General features: G+C 70.7%; 18 protein-coding genes and 1 tRNA gene. 9 read left to right on the forward strand and 10 right to left on the reverse strand.

Going from position 1 to position 19182, the window contains the following annotated elements; translation table 11 throughout:
• Window positions 1-253: 253 nt before the first annotated feature.
• The gene (locus tag H9I49_RS12540) at window positions 254-679 is read right to left on the reverse strand and encodes a hypothetical protein (RefSeq protein WP_223128656.1); all 426 of its coding nucleotides are present in this window, start codon (window positions 677-679) and stop codon (window positions 254-256) included.
• A 10-nt stretch (window positions 680-689) separates the two neighbouring features.
• Entirely contained in the window at window positions 690-1427 is a 738-nt protein-coding gene (locus tag H9I49_RS12545) for a dienelactone hydrolase family protein (protein WP_188030716.1), read from the reverse strand.
• A 105-nt stretch (window positions 1428-1532) separates the two neighbouring features.
• Between H9I49_RS12545 and H9I49_RS12550 the strand changes: the two genes are divergently transcribed.
• The 3 genes from H9I49_RS12550 (at window position 1533) to H9I49_RS12560 (ending at window position 4348) form a co-directional block, all read left to right on the forward strand.
• The gene (locus tag H9I49_RS12550; RefSeq protein ID WP_255523923.1) at window positions 1533-2381 is read left to right on the forward strand and encodes a CPBP family intramembrane glutamic endopeptidase; all 849 of its coding nucleotides are present in this window, start codon (window positions 1533-1535) and stop codon (window positions 2379-2381) included.
• Between the two features lie 100 nt (window positions 2382-2481).
• A complete protein-coding gene (locus H9I49_RS12555; protein WP_188030717.1) occupies window positions 2482-4077 on the forward strand; it encodes a dolichyl-phosphate-mannose--protein mannosyltransferase in 1596 nt (531 codons plus the stop codon).
• Between the two features lie 64 nt (window positions 4078-4141).
• A complete protein-coding gene (locus tag H9I49_RS12560) occupies window positions 4142-4348 on the forward strand; it encodes a hypothetical protein (protein ID WP_188030718.1) in 207 nt (68 codons plus the stop codon).
• Between the two features lie 34 nt (window positions 4349-4382).
• Here H9I49_RS12560 and H9I49_RS12565 read toward each other — a convergent pair whose 3' ends face one another.
• The 5 genes from H9I49_RS12565 to H9I49_RS12585 all read right to left on the reverse strand — a co-directional run bounded on the left by H9I49_RS12565 (window position 4383) and on the right by H9I49_RS12585 (window position 9808).
• Window positions 4383-4910 (reverse strand): DinB family protein, encoded by a 528-nt coding sequence (locus H9I49_RS12565; protein ID WP_188030719.1) that lies wholly within the window; start codon window positions 4908-4910, stop codon window positions 4383-4385.
• 64 nt (window positions 4911-4974) lie between these two features.
• Complete coding sequence (locus H9I49_RS12570; RefSeq protein ID WP_255523969.1) at window positions 4975-8019, reverse strand: Ig-like domain-containing protein; 3045 nt, start codon at window positions 8017-8019, stop codon at window positions 4975-4977.
• A gap of 590 nt (window positions 8020-8609) precedes the next feature.
• Window positions 8610-8969 carry a YciI family protein gene (locus H9I49_RS12575; RefSeq protein WP_188030721.1) on the reverse strand — a complete coding sequence of 120 codons (360 nt, stop codon included), beginning with the start codon at window positions 8967-8969 and terminating at the stop codon, window positions 8610-8612.
• Between the two features lie 295 nt (window positions 8970-9264).
• A tRNA-Ala gene (locus H9I49_RS12580) sits at window positions 9265-9340 on the reverse strand.
• Between the two features lie 195 nt (window positions 9341-9535).
• Window positions 9536-9808, reverse strand: coding sequence for a hypothetical protein (locus H9I49_RS12585; protein WP_223128657.1), 273 nt, complete (start codon window positions 9806-9808; stop codon window positions 9536-9538).
• Between the two features lie 131 nt (window positions 9809-9939).
• Here H9I49_RS12585 and H9I49_RS12590 point away from each other — a divergent pair, with 131 nt between their 5' ends.
• From H9I49_RS12590 to H9I49_RS12610, 5 genes are all read left to right on the forward strand, one after another.
• On the forward strand, window positions 9940-10251 hold the full coding sequence (locus tag H9I49_RS12590; protein ID WP_370587550.1) for a MerR family transcriptional regulator: 312 nt from the start codon (window positions 9940-9942) through the stop codon (window positions 10249-10251).
• Window positions 10248-11081, forward strand: coding sequence for a DUF72 domain-containing protein (locus H9I49_RS12595; RefSeq protein ID WP_188030724.1), 834 nt, complete (start codon window positions 10248-10250; stop codon window positions 11079-11081). The genes H9I49_RS12590 and H9I49_RS12595 overlap by 4 nt, the downstream gene beginning before the upstream one ends.
• A gap of 110 nt (window positions 11082-11191) precedes the next feature.
• Entirely contained in the window at window positions 11192-11674 is a 483-nt protein-coding gene (locus H9I49_RS12600) for a DUF1003 domain-containing protein (protein ID WP_370587551.1), read from the forward strand.
• A gap of 2 nt (window positions 11675-11676) precedes the next feature.
• Window positions 11677-13797: a phosphate acetyltransferase gene (pta, locus tag H9I49_RS12605; protein WP_188030725.1), complete on the forward strand. Its 2121-nt coding sequence runs from the start codon at window positions 11677-11679 to the stop codon at window positions 13795-13797.
• Complete coding sequence (locus H9I49_RS12610; RefSeq protein WP_188030726.1) at window positions 13794-14960, forward strand: acetate kinase; 1167 nt, start codon at window positions 13794-13796, stop codon at window positions 14958-14960. The genes pta and H9I49_RS12610 overlap by 4 nt, the downstream gene beginning before the upstream one ends.
• A gap of 30 nt (window positions 14961-14990) precedes the next feature.
• Here H9I49_RS12610 and H9I49_RS12615 read toward each other — a convergent pair whose 3' ends face one another.
• The gene (locus tag H9I49_RS12615; protein WP_188030727.1) at window positions 14991-15860 is read right to left on the reverse strand and encodes an SDR family oxidoreductase; all 870 of its coding nucleotides are present in this window, start codon (window positions 15858-15860) and stop codon (window positions 14991-14993) included.
• A gap of 121 nt (window positions 15861-15981) precedes the next feature.
• Here H9I49_RS12615 and H9I49_RS12620 point away from each other — a divergent pair, with 121 nt between their 5' ends.
• Window positions 15982-17184: an AI-2E family transporter gene (locus tag H9I49_RS12620; RefSeq protein ID WP_370587552.1), complete on the forward strand. Its 1203-nt coding sequence runs from the start codon at window positions 15982-15984 to the stop codon at window positions 17182-17184.
• A 111-nt stretch (window positions 17185-17295) separates the two neighbouring features.
• On the opposite strand, the gene H9I49_RS12625 is transcribed toward H9I49_RS12620, so the two are convergent.
• The gene (locus H9I49_RS12625) at window positions 17296-18432 is read right to left on the reverse strand and encodes a hypothetical protein (protein ID WP_188030728.1); all 1137 of its coding nucleotides are present in this window, start codon (window positions 18430-18432) and stop codon (window positions 17296-17298) included.
• A 70-nt stretch (window positions 18433-18502) separates the two neighbouring features.
• Window positions 18503-19135 carry a GNAT family N-acetyltransferase gene (locus tag H9I49_RS12630; RefSeq protein ID WP_188030729.1) on the reverse strand — a complete coding sequence of 211 codons (633 nt, stop codon included), beginning with the start codon at window positions 19133-19135 and terminating at the stop codon, window positions 18503-18505.
• Between the last annotated feature and the right edge of the window lie 47 nt (window positions 19136-19182).

The following is a 19182-nucleotide window of genomic DNA, read 5'->3' on the forward strand; positions in this document are numbered from 1 at the left end:
CCCGGCCGCCCCGTCACCCGGCTGCCGCAGTGGGTTGCCCCACCGTTTGGACCCTCGTCTCCGAGCTGTCCCGCTCTCCCCGAAGGGAGTGCGTGAGAGATTTCTACGCCCGTCGCGAGGGGCCCGCAACCGGTTCGGCGAAGAATTCTTCGCGTCCACAGGTCGTCGGCGTGTCGTCCACCGGAAAAGCCACCTTCTCCACATGGCCAAGCCGGCGGTGCACAGGTTGTCCCCCGGCCCTGTGGACAAACCGTCAGGTCGGGCTCGTCCCGTCCAGTCCTGCCAGGACGTCGTCGAGCAGGGCCGCAGCCCGGCCGGCCTCGCTCGCCCGAACGGCCTCCCCTGCGACGGCGTACAGCCGCTCAGCCTCGATCAGGCCGCGGATCTCGTCACCGACGATCTCGCGCTCGTCACCGTCGGTCAGCAGCAGGCGGTCGGCTTCCGCCGCACCGACTCCGATCGCCGCGCCCGCGACGTGGGCGGACGTCACCGGACCGCGTCCGTCACCGGTCGGCACGGCCTCGGCGTTGTCCAGCGCCGCGATCGCGGACCGCAGTGTCGCGGCCGCGGCGCGGTCGCGCTCGCGCAGTGCCACGGTGAGGCGGGACCGGAGGGTGGCGCGCAGCCTGGACGACGTCATGACCCACGACGGTATGCCGTCGGCTGCCTTGCGCGCCAAGGGTTAACCGTCAGGAGTGGGCCAGCAGTCGCTCGCGGAAGAACGACGTGACGCGGGCGACGGCCTCCGGGTGCCGGTGGTCGGTGAGCGTCGAGTGCCCGTAGCCGTCGAGCTCGACCGAGATGAAGCCGTCACCGAGCTGCGTGCGCAGCGTCTCGAAACGGGTGCCGGTGATCCAGTCGTGCCGATAGCGCACGCCGAGGACCGTGCACCCGTTGGCCGCCCTGTCCCGCACGACGGCGAGGTCGCTCGGAGAGAGGTTCACGTCCGCCGCCCGCGCGGCCCCGATGGGCAGCGGTGTCGCCGGCTGTGCGATCACGGGGGCCACGACGACGGGGTCGACCATCATCGCGAGCGCGAAGCCCCCGGTGACGCACATGCCGATCGCGCCCACTCCCGGCCCGCCGGCGGTGGCGAAGACCCGGCGGGCGAGCGATCGCAGCCAGCCGGCCAGCGGGGCCGTGCGACCGGTGGCGAACATCGTGAACTCCTTTGTCACGCAAAGGCGCGGCACGACACGGGCCGCCTCCCACGTACGCGGCGGCGCATGGGACGAGCCGAAGAGGTGAGGGAGGACCACCGTGAAGCCTTCGGCGACGAGCTCGTCTCCGAAGGCGATCACCTCCGGGGTCAGGCCCGGACTCTCGTGGATGACGACGATGCCCGGCCCCTCGCCGCGCTCGTAGACCGGGAACTCGAAGCCGTCGGCCACATGGCGACCGGCGGTCCATGCGGCGAGCAGCGACATCTGCCGAGCGTACGACCAGCGCGCGGCAGCGGGGGCCACACCCCAGCACACGGGGACCGGACTCTCGTCAGCCGGCTCACAGGCGCGCGTAGCTACGCTGGCGCCATGTCGATCCCAGCGACCGCGGCGCGCGGTCGGTTCGCCGGACTGCTCGCCCCGTCGGAGCGCGACCCGGAGCCGGTCGGTGACCCGGCCGCGCACCGGGGGCTGCGATGGGAGACCGTCCTCGTGCTGGGCGTGAGCCTCGGCTCGTCCGCCGTGTATGCCGTGCTCAGCATCATCGAGAAGCTGACGCGGCCGGTTCCGCTGTCGCAGCAGACGACAGCCATGAACGAGTCGGCCACGCCGGGGCGACCGTGGCTCGACCTCGCCTACCAGCTCGCCGGCATCGTCCTGCCGCTCGCCGCCGTGGCTCTTGCGCTCTACCTGCTGAACTCGGTGCGCCGCCCGTCGGTCGACGCACGCGCGGGTCACTTCGTCGGTCTCGACCGCCGCGAGCCCGGCCGGGACCTCCTGCGCGGCCTCGGGCTCGCAGCCGTCATCGGCATCCCGGGCCTCGCCTTCTACTTCCTCGCCAAGGCGATCGGCATCAACACGACGGTGTCGGCCGCCAACCTCGAGCCGGTGTGGTGGTCGGGTCCCGTGCTCGTCCTGGCCGCCGTCGAGAACGCCCTGCTGGAGGAGGTCGTCATGGTCGGCTACCTCTTCACCCGGTGGCGCCAGACGGGCTGGTCATGGCCGGTCGTCATCGGCCTCTCGGCCCTCGTCCGCGGCACCTACCACCTCTACCAGGGCTTCGGCGGCTTCGCCGGCAACATCGTCATGGGCCTCGTGCTCGGGCTCGTCTTCGTGCGCACCCGTCGCGTCATGCCGCTCGTCGTCTGTCACGCCCTCCTCGACATCGTCGCCTTCCTCGGCTACTCGGTCCTGCGAGGACGCGGCATCACCATCTGAGCGCTCCCCCCGCGGCCCTCACCTTCAGCGGCGGTCCTGGGCTCGCGCTGGGCACGGCGCGCGTGCGCCGCGCCCAGCCGCACTGCATACGATGGCGCCCATGAACTCGGCCAGGCAGGTGCGCGCTCGCCTGCTCGGAGACCCGGCCGACGACTTCCGGCTGGCCCGCCGAACGGCCGGCCGCATCGCGTGGCTCGGCTGGGGCGGCCCGCTCTTCTTCATGCTCGTCGGCGGCTTCATGCGGTTCTGGCACGTCGGCGCGCCGCACCAGCTCGTCTTCGACGAGACGTACTACGTCAAACAGGGCTGGTCGATGGTCCTGTACTGGTTCGAGATGAAGAACGACCAGCTGCTGCAGGACACGAAGCAGGTCGACCAGCACTTCACCGCCAACGACCCCTTCATCTACGGCACCGAGGGCGACTTCGTCGTCCACCCGCCGGTCGGCAAGTGGCTCATCGGCTGGGGCGAGGTGCCCTTCGGCATCCTCAACTCGCTCGGCTGGCGTTTCGCCGTCGCGCTCGCCGGCACGCTCTCGATCCTCATGATCGGGCTCATCGCCCGGCGGCTCTTCCGCAGCGACGTCCTCGGCACGGTCGCGGCCGCGCTGCTCGCGTTCGAGGGCCACCACTTCGTCCACTCGCGTACCGGGCTCCTCGACATCTTCGTCATGTTCTTCGGGCTCGCCGCGTTCGGCGCCCTCCTCATCGACCGCGACCGGGCGCGGGAGGTGCTGGCGCGCAAGGTCGGCGACCGGCCGCGCTCCGAGACGTCGTGGCTCGGGCCGTGGCTCGGCTGGCGGCCGTGGCGCTGGGTCGCCGGAATCACGCTCGGGCTCTCCGCGGGCGTGAAGTGGTCGGGCCTCTACTTCCTCGTCTTCTTCGGCCTGCTCACCGTGCTGTGGGACGTGGGCGCACGCCGGGCTGCCGGTGTACGCGGGTGGTCGGCCGGCGCTGTCCTGAAGGACGGGCCGTACGCGTTCGCCCAGCTCGTAGGCGCCGCGTTCGTCACGTACGTCGCCAGCTGGACGGGCTGGATCCTCACCCAGGGCGGGTCGTACCGCACGTGGGCGCAGAACAACCCGGAGACGACGCACGCGTGGCTGCCCGACTGGTGGCGCTCGCTCTGGGCCTACCACCAGCAGATGTACGCCTCGACGCAGGCGATCAACTCGCCGCACCCGTACCAGACCAACCCGTGGTCGTGGCTCATCCAGGGGCGACCGACGTCGTTCTTCTACGAGGGGCCGAAGAAGGGCGCAGACGGCTGCCTCGTCGACCAGTGCAGCAAGGCGATCACCTCCATCGGCACGGTCTCGATCTGGTGGGGCGCGACGCTCGCGATCTTCGTGCTGCTCTTCATGTGGGCACTGCGCCGGGACTGGCGAGCGGGCGCGATCCTGTGCGGCCTGTTCGCGGGCTACGTACCGTGGTTCTTCCTCGGCAACCGGACGATCTACTCGTTCTACGAGGTGGCGTTCGTCCCGTTCGTCGTGCTGGCGTGCGTGTACGTGCTGGGCCTGGCCATCGGGGGCCGCGACGCGTCGCCGACCCGGCGGCGGGTGGGCTACGGCGTGATGGGGGCGTTCGTGCTGGTGACGATCGCACTGTTCGCGTTCTTCCACCCGATCTACGTCGCCGACGTCATCCCGTTGTCGGAGTGGCAGGCCCGTATGTGGTTCCCCAGCTGGGTCTGACGGCGCGACGCTCCGCGGGGCGCATGATGGGTGAATGGACGTGCGGGTCGTGGAGGGGGCTGTCATGAAACGCGTACTGGGGCTGGCTGTCGGTCTCTACCTCGCGGCCGCGGTCGTCGGGTTGGTGCGCGAGCGCGCGGGGCTCATCGCCTGCGGCTGCGCGGACGACTGCTGGTGCCACCGACCGGGGCTACGGGTGTTTCGTTGGGTCTTTCCCCGCGGCCACAAGAGCGCGTGGACCGGAAGGCCCAAGTCGACTCTCGAGTCCTGAGGCCTGCCGCTCCCGGCAGGTGTGGGCATGAATCTCAGCTGCCACGTGCCTCGGCGAGGGTGAGCTGTCGCCTGTGGTGGTCGTAGTGCTGGGTCGGGTAGTGGTAGATCTCGCGGAGCGTCATGTACTCCTTGAAGTACGGGTCCCAGCCGACGGGGAAGTGCATGCCGCGGTCCAGCGCCGCCGCCGACTGTCGACGGAGCGACGACTGCAGGCTGTGGGTCACGCGGTCCATGAGCCGTTCCATGCGGGCGTACCCGAGGACACGCGCGCCCCCGAGAGAGCCGATGTAGTTGACGACGTGGAACGGCCGCGTGCCGGCGTCGAGGAGCGCCGCGAACCGTCTGGACACCGCGTCAGGGAGCCGTGCGAACGCGCGGACCAGCACGAGAAGGTTCCGCACGAGCAGGTAGCCGAAGAGCATGTGGAACAGCAGCTGCTCGTTGGTCCACCTGGTTCCGTCACTGGGCTGGCGCAGCTGGGCAACGGTGGCGGTGTCCAGCAGGTCCCGGAAGTCGGCGCGAGCTCGATCCAGCTCGGCGCAGATCTCGTCGGGCTCCATGGTTGGCTCGGAGCCGCCGTCAGGCTGGCTGTCACGAGGCCTCGGCCAACGATCCACCGTTCGGCTAGCTGCGCGTGACGGAGATGTCGTCGGCGTAGAAGCAGGTGCCCGGTGGGGCAGCGGAGACGTAGCCGTTGAGGTCCAGGGTCGAGGAGCCCGGGGCCGCGGCGACGTAGGTGGCGGTGACCTGCTGCCAGGCGGTGGTCACGGTGGCTGAGACGGTTGTCGACCCGGAGAGCGTGCTTCCGGTGTACTCGCGCAGCCGTAGCTTGAACGAAGCCCCTGCAGTGTCGGACCGGACCCACATGCTGACGGCGTAGGTGCCTGGCCCGCTCGTCGTGACGACGTTGGGTGAGTCGTTGAGCACGCAGGTGGCCGACGTCGAGCCGGTGTTCGCCAGCCGTGCCGCCCAGCCGCCGGAGTGGCCACCGCTGACCCGGCTCAGGGTGACCCCCGTTCCGGAGCCCGAGCTGTTCCAGCCCGAGGTGCTGACCTCGAAGCCGGGGTTCGCCACCAGGTTCGGGTCCGAGGCCGTCACCGTGACCGAGACCCGTGCCGTGTCGGTGCCGCCGCGGCCGTCGGCCACCGAGTAGTCGAACGCGTCTGATCCGGAGTAGCCCGCCGTGGGTGTGTAGGTGACGGTCCCGGCTGCGTCGACCTGCACCGCTCCGTGCGCCGGCTGGCTCGCGCCGGTCACCGTCAGCGTGTCGCCGTCGGGGTCCGTGTCGTTGTTGAGCACGTTCACGACGACGGCCTTGTCCTGTGTTGTCGAGGCGGTGTCGTCGAGGGCGTCGGGTGGAGCGTTCTGCACCACCCCGTCCGCGCGCGTCAAGGAGATGGTGTCGGCCTGGAAGCAAGTGCCCGGCGGGGTGGATGTCGTGTAGCCGTTGAGGTCGAGGGTCGACCCGCCCGGGTTGGCGGGCGAGTAGCGGACCAGCACCTCTTGCCAGGCGGCATCGAGGGACGCGGTGCTGGTCTGGGATCCCACGAGGGTCGTGCCGCTGTACTCGCGCAGACGCAGCCGGAAGAGGCCACCGGGCGTCTCGGACCGCACCCACAGTCGGGCCGTGTAGGTGCCGGCGACCGTTGTTGCGACCCAGTTCGGCGAGTCGTTGAGGGTGCAGCTGGTTTGCGAAGTGCCCGTGTTGGTGACGCTCGCCGACCAGTTGCCGGAGTGCCCGCCGGCTACTCGCTGGAGGACCACACCGGTCCCCGACCCAGCTGTGTTCCAGCCGGTCGTGTTGCTCTCGAAGCCGGGGTTGCCGACGTGGTCTCTCGGCGTGACCGTTACCGACACCGTGGCTGTGTCCTGGCCGTCACGACCGTCCCCCACGGTGTACTGGAACTGGTCTGGGCCGTTGTACCCAGGGCTCGGCGTGTAGCTGATCGTCCCGTCCCCGACCGCCACGGCGGACCCGTGGCCCGGCGCGCCGACGGCGGTCACGCTGAGGGGGTCACCGTCCGCGTCCGAGTCGTTGCCCAGCACTCCGATCGAGACGGAGGCTCCCTCTTGGGTCTGGGCCTGGTCGTCGACCGCTGTCGGAGGCCTGTTCGTGGGGTCGGCTGCGGTGACCGTCACGGACACCGTCGCCTGGTCGGCTCCGCCTCGGCCGTCGACCGCTGTGTAGGTGAACGCGTCGGTGCCGGCGTACCCCGGTGCGGGGGTGTAGCTGATCGTCCCGTTCGGTGCCGCAGAGGCGGAGCCATGCGCAGGCAAGCCGACGTTTCCCACCGAAAGGCTGTCGCCGTCGAGGTCGACGTCGTTGGCCAGCACGGGAACGGCCACAGTGGTGTCGGCCGGCGTCGACACAGCGTCGTCCTGGGCGTCCGGTGCCCTGTTCGGGGTCGGCACGAACTCGAGCGCCCCTCGGTCGTCGTAGCTTCGGGGGCCCACGCCCGTGTTCGTCGTGGCCGGATCGTCGACCCGGGCGGCACCGGTCAGATCGGTGGCGGTCTGCCCGCTGACTCCTGAGTCCGCAGAGTCGATCGCCGGTGAACCAGCAGACAGGCGGAAGTCCCCGGCGCCGGGCGCGCGCCATCGGGGGTCGGCCTGCAAGCCGCGGGCCTCCTGCCCGGTGGCGGTCCGGAGCGCCGCCACCGAGGAGTAGTTGACGCCGTTCCAGATGACCATGACGTCCGGGGAGGAGAGGAACATCAGGTCGCTGTTCATCGAAGAGCTGGTGTCGGAGGACGAGTCGACCCGGATGTTGCCGCGAGTGCGGGTACTGCCGATCCCGTTGTCGACCGAGACGTTGTTCGCGAATGCGGTGCCGGTGGATCCGCCCTCGGCGTTGAGGCCAGCCGTCGCGTTGCGGTAGATGGAGTTTCCGACGACGCGGTTGCCGGTCGAGCTGTAGACGTCGACGCCGTGGTCGCCGTTGTCGAAGGAGACGTTGTCGACGACGAGGTTGTTGAGGCTGCTGGTGTAGATGTTGATGCCGGAGTCCTCGTTGTGGTGCACCACGTTTCCCTTGAGGGTGTTGGACGTGGAGCGGTAGACATGGATTCCGGACGCCTCACGCACGTACACGCGGGCATTGCTGTAGACCTCGTTGCCGACGATCGTGTTGCCGGACGCGCCGGTCAGGTAGATCCCACGGTCGCTGTTGTGGTGAACCCTGTTGCCCGAGACCGACGAGTTCGTCGTGCCGTCCAGAATGATGCCCACCGCCTTGCCGGAGGAGGTGGTGACGCCGCTGCCCAGCACCTCGTTGTCGGCGACGGTGATCTGGGTCGAGTCCTCGATGTCGATGGCGTCGCCGACGCTGTCGGCAACTCGGAAACCACGGATGACCACCCAGCTGCGGTTCTCGACCTTGAAGGCGTGGCCATCGCTGTTGACGGTGACCACGGCGCCGGGCGCCGGGGTGAAGACGATCGGGCTCGTGGACGTCCCCGATTGGTCGACGTAGACCTCCTCGTCGTACGTGCCGCTCGCCACTTGGACCGTCTGGCCGGCCACGGCCACCGACGCGGCGCGGTCGATGGTGCAGAACGGTACGGCGGCGGTTCCCGGCCCCGTGTCCGAGCAGCTCGAGCTGTTGCGGTTCACGTACAACAACGGCTCGGCGGCCACCGCCGCGCCCGTGGGGCCGACCAGGCCCAACATCGCCGTCACGACCGGCAGCGCAGTCGCTCGTCGCCAATGGCGCGCGGACAGACGGGTCGCTCGTGTCTCGTCGTACGACTTGGTCATCGTCATCGGTCCCCCACGGCAGCGGCCGCTGAGGCCTCTGTGTCGTTTGCCGCTGCCCACTGGCGAGTGAACAAGAGTCCGGCCACCGACCGACACCTGCAAATGACGTAGACCTGATGGCTGAGGGGACTCCGTCGGTTCCAGCGCGCTCCGCTGCCTCCCGAATCGCGCCGTACACATCCAGAACATGAAGAAGGACCGGACGAAAACTCGGTCCGGTCCTTCTTCATGTTTGTGGAGCTGAGGGGGTTCGAACCCCTGACCTTCTCATTGTGAACAAATGCGGGGCTCGGATCGGGCGTCTCTCGGCGTTGTGCACACGTTGCACAGGTGTCAGCGGTGAGTCCCAACTTTCAGGCACCCGGGGGCACGGCTTCACCGGACGAGCAGCTGCCGATCGGGTCCGCGCCGTTGCTCATGCCCGCGGCATCCGCTGCGACCGGGCGTGATCGGCGGTCGAGGCCGCTGCGGAGGATGAACAAACGTGAGTCCCGACGATGGGGTCACTCGACCTCGGGCGGCCGCTTGAAGCGGCGAACCTCATGGGGCCAGCCGCAAGCCTCCGCGATCTTGCCCGCCCACACCTTGGCGGCCTCGTCATCGGCCACGTCGACCACGGCGAACCCGCCCAGAAACTCCTTGGTCTCGACAAAAGGTCCGTCGGTGATCATCACGGTGCCACTGGTGGGATCGGCGCTGTAGACCGGGCCGTCCTCCTCCTCCAACCCACCGGCGAACACGTAGACCCCGGAGGCCTTCATCTCGTTCACCACCGCCATGGCGAGCGGTCCGCGCCCACGGAACCACTCCTCGGAGTGGTCGCCCACCCACTGCTGATTGAAGTAGAGAAGGTACTCGGCCACGACTGCTCCCTCTGTTCCGGCGGACCTCGTTGGTCCGCGTTCATACCTACTACACGAACGGCGACGGCCGAATTCGACACGGTTGTCCCGGAGATGAGACTCCGATCCGGCGGCGCGGAGAGTCACGAGAGAGAAGCCGCCCCTCGCCCCGTGTTTCGCGGGTGCGGCGGTTTGCTGTGTGGTGGAGCTGAGGGGACGCCGTCGCCGCCGCGGCGCTCCGGGGGCTCCCGAATCGCAGGACTGCTCCACCAGACAGCAGAAGGGCCGTCACTCCTGTGACGGCCCTTCTGCTGTGTGGTGGAGCTGAGGGGATTCGAACCCCTGACCTTCTCATTGCGAACGAGACGCGCTACCAACTGCGCCACAGCCCCTCGGTGCGGAAGGAACGATAACACCACGCCGACCGGCATACCCAATCGGCACATCGCCGCTGGAGACGGTCGGGGATCGTCGGCGCCGTCCCCGAGAACCACCACGGCGTGGCCTGTGGGGACGAGACGGCACTGTCCCGGTCGCACGGATGCGACCGGGACAGCCGAGGGGGATGAGAACTGGGGGACGAACCGTCACGGAGGGCTGCGCTCACGGTTGCGGCGTCTCGAGACGCGAGCAGCGGGGCGAGGACGGACGTGTGACGGGGTGGGCGGGCGGCTGCTGCGCTGTGGACCGGAACCACCGCGGCGGGAGGGTCGGGGCACTCGGTCGCCCGGCGGGGGCTCGGCGAGGACGGCGGCGACGAGCTCGTCGAACTCGGCCTGCAGCAGGTCGTCGTCCGCGAGCACCAGCTCGGCGAAAGCGACCTCCACCTCGAGCTCGACGTCAGACACGGGGCCCGGCATCGTCGTCACCTCCATCACATCGGCCTGCCCGTCATGGATCGACAGCCACGTCAGATCTGTGGTGTGCGTTGTAGATTTGTTCTAGCACCGGCAGCAGCCTGATGCAAGACCACTTTTCGAGACGAGGCCCCGTGGCACGGTCCGACAGCGCCAGACCCGACGACGACCCGGACCGCGGGCTGTACGGCATCACGGTCGCGGCCGAGCTCGTGGGGATGCGCGTGCAGAACCTGCGGCTCTACGAGGCCCGCGGCCTGCTCGAGCCGCACCGCACGGCAGGTGGCACCCGGCGCTACAGCGGCAACGACCTCGAGAGGCTGCGACGCATCGGCGAGCTGCTCGACGAAGGCCTCAACCTGGTCGGCATCGGCAAGGTGCTGGGCCTCGAGAGCCGCGTGGAGCACCTGGAGACACAAGCCGCGCGGCGCCGGGGCACGCGGTGAGCGGCCGCGCGCTCGTCGGCGTCTCGGGGTGGCGCTACCCGTCCTGGCGCGGCGACTTCTACCCGAAGGGGCTGCCCCAGCGGCTCGAGCTGACGTACGCCGCCGAGCGGATGACGTCGGTCGAGGTGAACGGGTCCTTCTACTCCCTGCAGCGCCCGAGCTCGTATGCCGCGTGGCGGGCAGCCGTCCCCACCGACGTCGTGCTGGCCGTCAAGGGCGGACGTTTCATCACCCACATGAAGGCGCTGCGCGACGTCGAGACCGCGCTCGCCAACTTCTTCGCGAGCGGGGTGCTGGCGCTCGGGATGCAGCTGGGGCCGGTGCTGTGGCAGCTGCCCGAGCGGCTCGCGTACGACGCCGACCGCGTGTCCGCCTTCTTCGACCTGCTCCCGCGCACCACGGGCGAGGCGGCCCGCCTCGCGGGGGGACACGACGACAAGCTCGTCGACGACCGGGTGCTGACGACGTGCGAGGTCGACATCCCCCTGCGCCACGCGCTCGAGCCGCGGCACGCGAGCTTCGACTCGCCGGAGGCCAGAGCCCTGTGCTCCGAGCACGGCGTCGCCGTCGTCGTCGCCGACAGCGCGGGTCGCTGGCCGGTCATGCACGACGCGACGAGCGACTTCCGCTACGTGCGGCTGCACGGTGAGACCGAGCTCTACGCGAGCGGCTACACCGACGACTCGCTCGACCGTTGGGCCGAGACGTGCCGGGGTTGGCTCGACGAGGGGCACGACGTGCACGTCTACTTCGACAACGACGCGAAGGGGCACGCGCCCCACGACGCCGTGCGTCTCGTCCGGCGACTCGGCCTGACCACCGCGGCCTGAGCCGCCGGCTCCACGGACGCCACCCGAAGACGGCCTGGCCGTCCTCAGGCGATCCGCCGCGCCCCGGCATACGGTGGGCGCGCAGACCGTCCTCGCGCCCTGGAGGCACCATGACCGAGCACGTCCACAAGCAGCTTCCGCGCACGAGCGCGCGGGTGATCCGGCCGACGAACTGGCACGAGAGCCGCAAGGAGTCGCTGTCGTCCGGTGAGCGCGCGGCCGACATCCTGCGCAACAGCATGGGCAGCTGGACGTTCGTCTTCGCGTTCCTCGCGTTCATGGCGGTGTGGGCGCTCGTCAACACGGTGGTCAGGGCCTGGGACCCCTACCCGTTCATCCTGCTCAACCTCTTCCTCTCGATGCTCGCGGGCCTGCAGGGCGCGATCCTGCTCATCGCTGCGAAGCGGCAGGACGCCGTCGCCGCGGCCCTGGCCGAGCACGACTACGAGACCAACGTGGCTGCCAAGAAGGACGTCGAGACGCTGCTCGACCTCACCGGACGCCAGCTCGTCATGCTGCACGAGCTGCGCGACCGCATCGACGCGCTCGAGCGTGGCAGTGGGGCGAAGCCACCCGGACCGCTAGGTTCGTGACCGTGAGCCGAAGCGTCTACGTCGCCTCGCCGGAGGGCCTGACGGGCAAGTCCGCGGTAGCCCTCGGCCTGCTCGACGCCCTCATCCGCGAGGTCGGCTCGGTCGGGGTGTTCCGGCCGCTGACGACGTTGGGCACCGGGCCGCACGAGGTCGACCACATCGTCGACATGCTGGTCAGCCAGCCCGGCATGGACCAGACGTACGACGAGGCCATCGGCGTGACGTACGCGCAGGCCCACGACGACCCCGACGAGGCCCTGCACGTCATCGTCGAGCGGTTCGGCGCCCTGAGCGCCCGGTTCGAGGTCGTCGTCGTCCTCGGCTCCGACTACACCGACGTCTCGACCGGCACCGAGCTGTCGTTCAACGCGCGTGTGGCCGCCAACCTCGGCTCGGCCGTCGTGCTCGTCGTGCACGGCCGCGACCGCACTCCCGAGCAGATCAAGGTCGCAGCCGACGGCGCCATCGCCGAGCTGCGCGCCAACCACGCCCAGACGGTGGCCGTCGTCGCCAACCGGGTCGACCCGGACGAGGTCGAGGCCGTGCGTGCGGTCCTCGCCGCACTGCCCTTCCCGGTGACCGCGGCCATCCCCGAGAACGCCCTGCTGTCGGCACCGAGCTTCCGGGCGCTCGCCGACGCGGTCGGCGCGCGGCTCGTCCTCGGCAGCGAGTCGTGGATGGACCGCGACAGCCTCGGGCTCGTCGTCGCCGCCATGAGCCTGCCCAACGTCCTGGCCCGTCTCGGCACCGACGTCACGGTCATCGCGCCGAGCGACCGCACCGACCTCATCCCCGGGCTCATGCTGGCCCACCAGTCGGGCACCTTCCCGACGCTCGCCGGCATCGTCCTGACCGGTGGCTACCCGATTCCCGAGACGATCGCGCGGCTGTCGGCAGGCGTGCAGCAGGACCTGCCGATCGCGCTGACCGACGACGGGACGTTCCGGACGGCCGAACGCCTCATGCAGGTGCGCGGCCCGATGACGAAGGGGTCTCGCAACAAGATCGAGACGGCTCGCCGGCTCTTCTCCGAGAGCGTCGACCAGGTCGCGCTGCTCACGGCGATCGACGTGTCGGCGTCGGAGGTGCGCACCCCGTTGATGTTCGAGTTCCAGCTGATGGAGCGGGCACGGTCCGACCGGAAGCACATCGTGCTCCCCGAGAGCCAGGACGACCGCATCCTCGAGGCGGCCGACGTGCTGCTGCGCCGCGGTGTCGCCGACCTGACGCTGCTCGGCGACGAGACGAAGGTGCGGGCCCGTGGGTCGGCCCTCGGGCTCGACCTCGACGCCGCGGCGGTCGTCTCCCCCACCGAACCCGAGCTCGTCGAGCGCTTCGCGCACACGTATGCCGAAGCGCGAGCGCACAAGGGGATGACCGTCGGACGCGCGCGTGAGGTCATCACGGACATCTCGTACTTCGGCACGATGATGGTCCACCTCGGACTGGCCGACGGGATGGTGTCGGGGGCGGTCAACACGACGGCTCACACCATCAGGCCCGCCCTCGAGTTCATCAAGACAGCCGAGGGCGTCAAGACCGTGTCGAGCGTCTTCCTCATGTGCCTCGCCGACCGCGTCCTCGTCTACGGCGACTGTGCGGTCATCCCCGACCCGACGGCGGAGCAGCTCGCCGACATCGCGATCTCGTCGGCGCAGACGGCGCAGCAGTTCGGCATCGACCCCCGCATCGCGATGCTGTCGTACTCGACGGGGTCTAGCGGCTCCGGCGCCGACGTCGAGAAGGTCCGCGCCGCCACCGCGCTCGTGGCAGAGCGTGCTCCGGAGCTCGCCCTCGCGGGCCCGATCCAGTACGACGCCGCGATCGACCCCGTCGTCGGGCGCGCGAAGATGCCCGACTCCGAGGTCTCGGGCCGCGCGACGGTCTTCGTCTTCCCCGACCTCAACACCGGCAACAACACGTACAAGGCGGTGCAGCGCAGCGCGCACGCCGTCGCGGTCGGTCCGGTGCTCCAGGGTCTGCGCAAGCCGGTCAACGACCTCTCGCGCGGCGCGCTCGTGGACGACATCGTCAACACCGTCGCCATCACAGCCGTACAGGCGCAGGGCACGACACAGCAGGCCACGAGCCGGGCCACGACACAGCAGGGAGCCGCATCGTGACGGAGCGCCCCGTCCTCGTCCTCAACGCCGGCTCGTCGTCGCTGAAGTACCAGGTGCTCGTCCCCGAGTCGGGTGACGTGCGCGCGGGCGGGGTCGTCGAGCGCATCGGCGAGTCGGGCAGCGACGTGGCCGACCACGCGGCCGCGCTGGAGGCCATGACCGAGCGACTCCGCAGCGATGACGTCGACCTCGATGAGGTGCCACTGCGGGCGGTGGGCCACCGCGTCGTCCACGGCGGGCCCGACTTCTCCCAGCCGGTCGTCATCGACGACGCCGTGCTCGACCGGGTCCGCGACCTGAGCTCCCTTGCGCCCCTGCACAACCCGGCCGCCATCACCGGCATCGAGGCCGCGCGTGAGCGCTTCGACGTGCCGCACGTGGCCGTCTTCGACACCGCGTTCTTCTCGGCACTGCCGCCCCGGGCATCGACGTATGCCGTGCCCCGCGACCTCGCCGAGAAGCACGCGATCCGCCGCTACGGTTTCCACGGCACCTCGCACGAGTACGTCTCCCAGGCGGCCGCCGACCTGCTCGGCAGACCGGCGGCCGACCTGCGCCAGGTCGTCCTCCACCTCGGCAACGGCTGCTCGGCGTCGGCCGTGCGCGGCGGTCGCCCGGTCGACACGTCGATGGGGCTGACCCCGCTGCAGGGACTCGTCATGGGCACCCGCTCCGGCGACGTCGACCCGGGACTCCACGCGTACCTCGCGCGCGAGGCCGGCCTGTCGCTCGACGAGATCGACACGCTGCTCAACAAGAAGTCCGGCGTGCTGGGGCTCAGCGGCGTCAACGACTTCCGCGAGCTCGAGGACCGGCTCGAGGCCGGCGACGCGGCGGCTCGGCTCGCGTTCGACGTCGTGGTCCACCGGCTCAAGCACTACGTCGGGGCCTACCTCGCCATCCTCGGCGGTCTCGACGTCCTCGTCTTCACCGCCGGCGTCGGCGAGAACAGCACGACCGTCCGGGCCGCCGTGACCGAGGGCCTGTCCGAGCTCGGCATCACGGTCGACCCGGCGCGCAACGCCGCCCGCTCCAAGCAGGCACGCGTCATCTCGCCGGACGGGTCACGGGTCGTCGTCGCGGTCGTGCCGACCAACGAGGAGCTGGCGATCGCCCGCCAGACAGCACGGCTCATCGGCGACGGGGCCCGCCCGGGCGCCTGATGCCCCCGAGTGGTGCGCGAGCACAGGCTCTCAGGCGTCGCGCCGGGCTGCGAGGTACTCGCGCAGCGACATGGGTCTCTGCCCGGTCACGCGCTCGACGTCGTCGCTGACACCGGCGAGCTCGCCGGCGGCGACTGCGGTGTACGTGGAGACCCAGGCGTCCACCTGCCAGTCCGGCGCCCCGTAGACGGCGCGTGAGGCGTACGCCTCCTCGACCGTCTCGTCGTGGAAGCTCACCTCGCGGCCGGTCACGTCGCTGACGACCTCCGCCATCTGCGCGAACGTCAACGCCTCCGGTCCGGTCAGGGCGTAGGTCGATCCGGCGTGCGCCGCCGAGTCGAGGAGCACCGTCGCCGCGACCCGGGCGATGTCGGCGTGCGACACGACCGCGGCGCGTCCCTCGCCGGCGGGTCCACGGATGACGCCGTCCTCGCCGACCATCTGGTGCACGAACTCGAGGTAGAGGTTGTCCCGCAGGAAGGTCCAGTCCATCCCGGAGTCCCGGAGGTGCTGCTCGGTGGCCGCGTGGTCGCGCGCGAGGGTGAATGTCGCATCGGGCGACGCACCGAAGAACGAGATGTAGACGACGTGGCGCACCCCGGCCGCGGCCGCGGCGTCGACGAAGGTGCGGTGCTCGCGCAGCCGGTCCTCGTTCTCCGAGGCCGAGACCATGAAGAGCGTCTCGACGCCGGCCAACGCCACCTCCGCTGCCGACCCGTCGCCGTAGGTGGCCTGCACCGGCTCGGCGCCGGGAAGCGCGGGCGCGCGTGCGAGGTCGCGCACGACGAGCCGCTGCCCGACGCCTCGTGCTGCGAGGTCGCGGGCGACGAGGCCACCGAGCCAGCCCGTCGATCCCGTGACGGCGAGGGACGGACGGCCACGGTCGAGGGGTGCGCTCATGCTCCCGAGCGTACGCAGCAGCGTCGGGTCAGGCCGTACGCACCGCGACGCAGGTCGGCGCAGGCGCCACCGCAGCGGGGTGATCCACCGGAAGCGTGGCGCGGCGGCATACGGTGTGGTCGTGACCGACAACCCGGCTGCCGCCCCTGCCGTCCAGACGCCCGGCCCGTCGACCCCGGCCCGTGTCGACCCGAGGCCGTCCGAGCCGGACCGGCTCCCGGGCATCGAGGCGGCCGCGGTGCCGCCCGGCGTCCGCGTCGCCAGCGAGTGGTCGTGGCGGCTGCTCCTCATCGCAGCAGCCCTGTTCGTGCTCTCCGTCGCCGTGCGCGCCGTGTCGGAGATCGTCGTCCCCGTCGCCATCGCGCTCCTGCTGACGGCGCTGCTGCGGCCTGTCGCCACGTGGCTCCAGCGCCGGATGAAGCCAGGGGCGGCCGCCGGTCTCACGCTGCTCGGCACCATCGTGCTCGTCAGTGCCCTCTTCACTCTCGTCGGCTCCCAGTTCAGCAGCGGCTTCTCGGATCTGACGGCGCAGGTGGCGACCGGCCTCGAGCGCATCCGCGACTGGGTGCGCACGACCTTCAACATCACCGACGCCCAGTTCGACGAGTACTTCAACACCGTCCGCGACAAGGTGAGCGAGTCCGGCAACCTCGGTGCCACGGCGACGTCCGTGGGGCTGACGGCCACGCACTTCCTCGCCGGGCTGTTCATCGCCCTCTTCTCCCTCTTCTTCTTCCTCTACGAGGGGCCGCGCATCTGGAGCTGGATCGTGCGCCTGTTCCCGAGCGCGACCCGCCCCCGCGTCAACTCCTCGGGCTTCATCGCCTGGCACCAGCTGTCGGCGTTCGTCCGGGCGACGATGATCGTCGCCTTCGTCGATGCGGTCGGCATCTCCGTCGGCGCCGCGATCCTCAAGGTGCCGTTCGCCTTCGCGATCGGCATCCTCGTCTTCCTGCTGGCATTCATCCCGATCCTCGGCGCACTCCTGTCGGGAGCGGTCGCGGTCCTGCTCGCACTCGTCGCGCACGGCCCCGGCGTCGCCCTCATCATGCTGGCCGTCGTCATCGGCGTTCAGCAGCTCGAGTCGCACGTGCTCCAGCCGTTCCTGCTCGGCAAGGCCGTCAGCGTCCACCCCCTCGCCGTCATCCTCGCGATCGCGACGGGCTCGATCATCGCGGGCATCGTCGGCGCCCTCGTCGCCGTCCCGTTCGCGGCCGTGCTCAACGCCGTGGGCAAGCACATCTTCAGCGACGAGACGCCGGCCGAGCTCGACCGGGAGATGGCCGCGCACGCCGACGAGGGCGGGACACCAGCCAGCGCCTGACCCCGCCGTGTGCCGTGCGGCGGCCGCACGGCACACGGCCGGGTGCGCGTCGCGGACCTTCAGGTGGCTGGCCGGTGGGTCGCTCGGTTGCTCTCGAGTGGGTCTCGACGGCTACTGAGAGACGGCGCGCCGGGCGAAGAGGGCCCGGTCGTCGAGCTCCTCGGCCTCGTCGGCGAACTCCGGCGTGTCGAACACGTCAGCCGGGATGCCACCCTCGGTGTAGCGCGGCTCGGCCTTCGCCTTGAGCGCGTAGGTCGGGCGCGGCACGGGCACGGGGCTCCAGCTGCCCTCGGGCACCTCCTGCACCTCGGGGGCGGCCACCGGCACCTCACCCGTGACCGGGGCCTGGACGTCGAAGACGCCGGGCTCCGGCGGCTGGGTGGCCGCGCTGGGGGCGGAGCTGACGACCTCCGCCTCGGGGGCGACCGAGCTGCGGATGACCTGCGTGTCCTCGGTGGACAGGACCGGCTGGTGGGCCGGCGCGTAGTCGTCGTGGCGACGCCGACGCCGGCGGCCCTTGCCCTCGCCGTGTCGATCGTCCGAGCCGGACGCCGGCGCGGCACGCAGCCGGTCGGCCCTGGCCTCGGCCCGCAGCCAGACGAGGACGGCGACGACGGTGAGGACCGCGAACGGCACCGAGACCCACATGAGGACGCCGGTCACCGAGAGCGCGACCGACGTGGGCAGCCAGGCGACCGCCGCGAGGAGCAGCGCTGCGCGCAGGCGCCGCTGCGCGAGCGGCACGCGGACCGGCGCCGCGGCGGTGCCGTGACGGCGCGGGGCGTGGGGGCTCGACGTGCTCGCTGAGTCGGGCATGCGGTCCACCTCGGCGGCGTAGGGGGCGATGTCGTGGTCGGTGTGGCTCAGGTCGACGTGGTTGGGGTCGACGTGGTTGGGGTCGACGTGGTTGGGGTCGACGCGCACGTCGGCGGAGGCCCGCACCTGTCCGTCGGACCGGCGCGCGACGAGCGGCGAGTGGCGGTGCGCCGTGCCGGCCGGCACCGCCCGCTTCACGTCGACGGTCGGGCGGGCCATGCTCGCGGGCTTGACGGCGTACGAGTGGGGGCGCGGCGTGCGCAGCTCGGTCGTGGCGAGGGCGGGCCGCTTCTCGAGGACGCGCATCGCCTCGGAGAAGCCGTCGACCGAGCGCGACGCGGCCGCGTCCTCGCGGCGACGCGCCCAGTGCTGCACGAGGTAGGCAGCCCAGATCGCCACGATGACGACGAAGATCAGACTGCTGACAGGCACGTGACCCACGGTAGGACGCCGCTACGTGAGGTCCCCGCACATTCGAGGCGTGTCGCGCAAGAGGCTGGTGTTACACCTGTGACAGGCGTTCCATGAGGGTCGAGCCCCCGAGGTCCTCCGTCGTCACGGCGAAGGAGCGGTGGTCGCGCCAGGCGCCGTCGATGTGCAGGTAGCGTTCGCGCACCCCTTCGTCGCGCAGCCCGAGCCGTTCGACCACGCGCAGCGAGGGCAGGTTGTCGAGCCGGATGTTGACCTCGACCCGGTGCAGTCCACCGTCCCCCAGCGCATGGTCGATCGCCATGGCCAGCGCGCGGGTGGCGATGCCGCGGCCGGTGGCGGACTCGGCGATCCAGTAGCCGGCCGCGCCGGACTGCTGGGCGGCGCGGACGATGCCGAAGAGATGGACCTGCCCGACGATGCGGCCACCGACCTCGATGCACCAGGGCAGGGCGCGGTCGGCGCGGGCCTCGGCATCGAGGTCACGGACGAACTGGCGGAACGACACGGGCGGGCGCGTGGGGGCGCCCGGGGGCAGGGTCGGCTCCCACGGCTGGACGTAGGCCGCATTGTCGCGTCGCACGCGCTGCCAGTCGCGCTCGTCCGCGGCGCGCAGAGGCCTCAGCACGATGGCCGGCTCGGTGGACGCGTCGCGCAGCACCACGGGCCAGCGGGCCTGCCCGTCGCGGTGCGGACGCCACGGCATCCTCACGGTCGATCGCCCGTCGGAGGGTCATGGCGGATCACCGTGTG

The organism is Terrabacter sp. MAHUQ-38 (assembly GCF_014518425.1).
In the GTDB taxonomy this organism is placed as follows: domain Bacteria; phylum Actinomycetota; class Actinomycetes; order Actinomycetales; family Dermatophilaceae; genus Terrabacter.

Bases quoted from the DNA above. Each gene is read 5' to 3' on its own strand.
- H9I49_RS12560 (WP_188030718.1), top strand. From the start codon at position 4,142: ATGAAACGCGTACTGGGGCTGGCTGTCGGTCTCTACCTCGCGGCCGCG.
- H9I49_RS12550 (WP_255523923.1), top strand. From the start codon at position 1,533: ATGTCGATCCCAGCGACCGCGGCGCGCGGTCGGTTCGCCGGACTGCTC.
- H9I49_RS12545 (WP_188030716.1), bottom strand. From the start codon at position 1,427: ATGTCGCTGCTCGCCGCATGGACCGCCGGTCGCCATGTGGCCGACGGC.
- H9I49_RS12565 (WP_188030719.1), bottom strand. From the start codon at position 4,910: ATGGAGCCCGACGAGATCTGCGCCGAGCTGGATCGAGCTCGCGCCGAC.
- H9I49_RS12630 (WP_188030729.1), bottom strand. From the start codon at position 19,135: ATGCCGTGGCGTCCGCACCGCGACGGGCAGGCCCGCTGGCCCGTGGTG.
- H9I49_RS12600 (WP_370587551.1), top strand. From the start codon at position 11,192: ATGACCGAGCACGTCCACAAGCAGCTTCCGCGCACGAGCGCGCGGGTG.
- H9I49_RS12585 (WP_223128657.1), bottom strand. From the start codon at position 9,808: ATGCCGGGCCCCGTGTCTGACGTCGAGCTCGAGGTGGAGGTCGCTTTC.
- H9I49_RS12555 (WP_188030717.1), top strand. From the start codon at position 2,482: ATGAACTCGGCCAGGCAGGTGCGCGCTCGCCTGCTCGGAGACCCGGCC.
- H9I49_RS12615 (WP_188030727.1), bottom strand. From the start codon at position 15,860: ATGAGCGCACCCCTCGACCGTGGCCGTCCGTCCCTCGCCGTCACGGGA.
- H9I49_RS12570 (WP_255523969.1), bottom strand. From the start codon at position 8,019: ATGTTGGGCCTGGTCGGCCCCACGGGCGCGGCGGTGGCCGCCGAGCCG.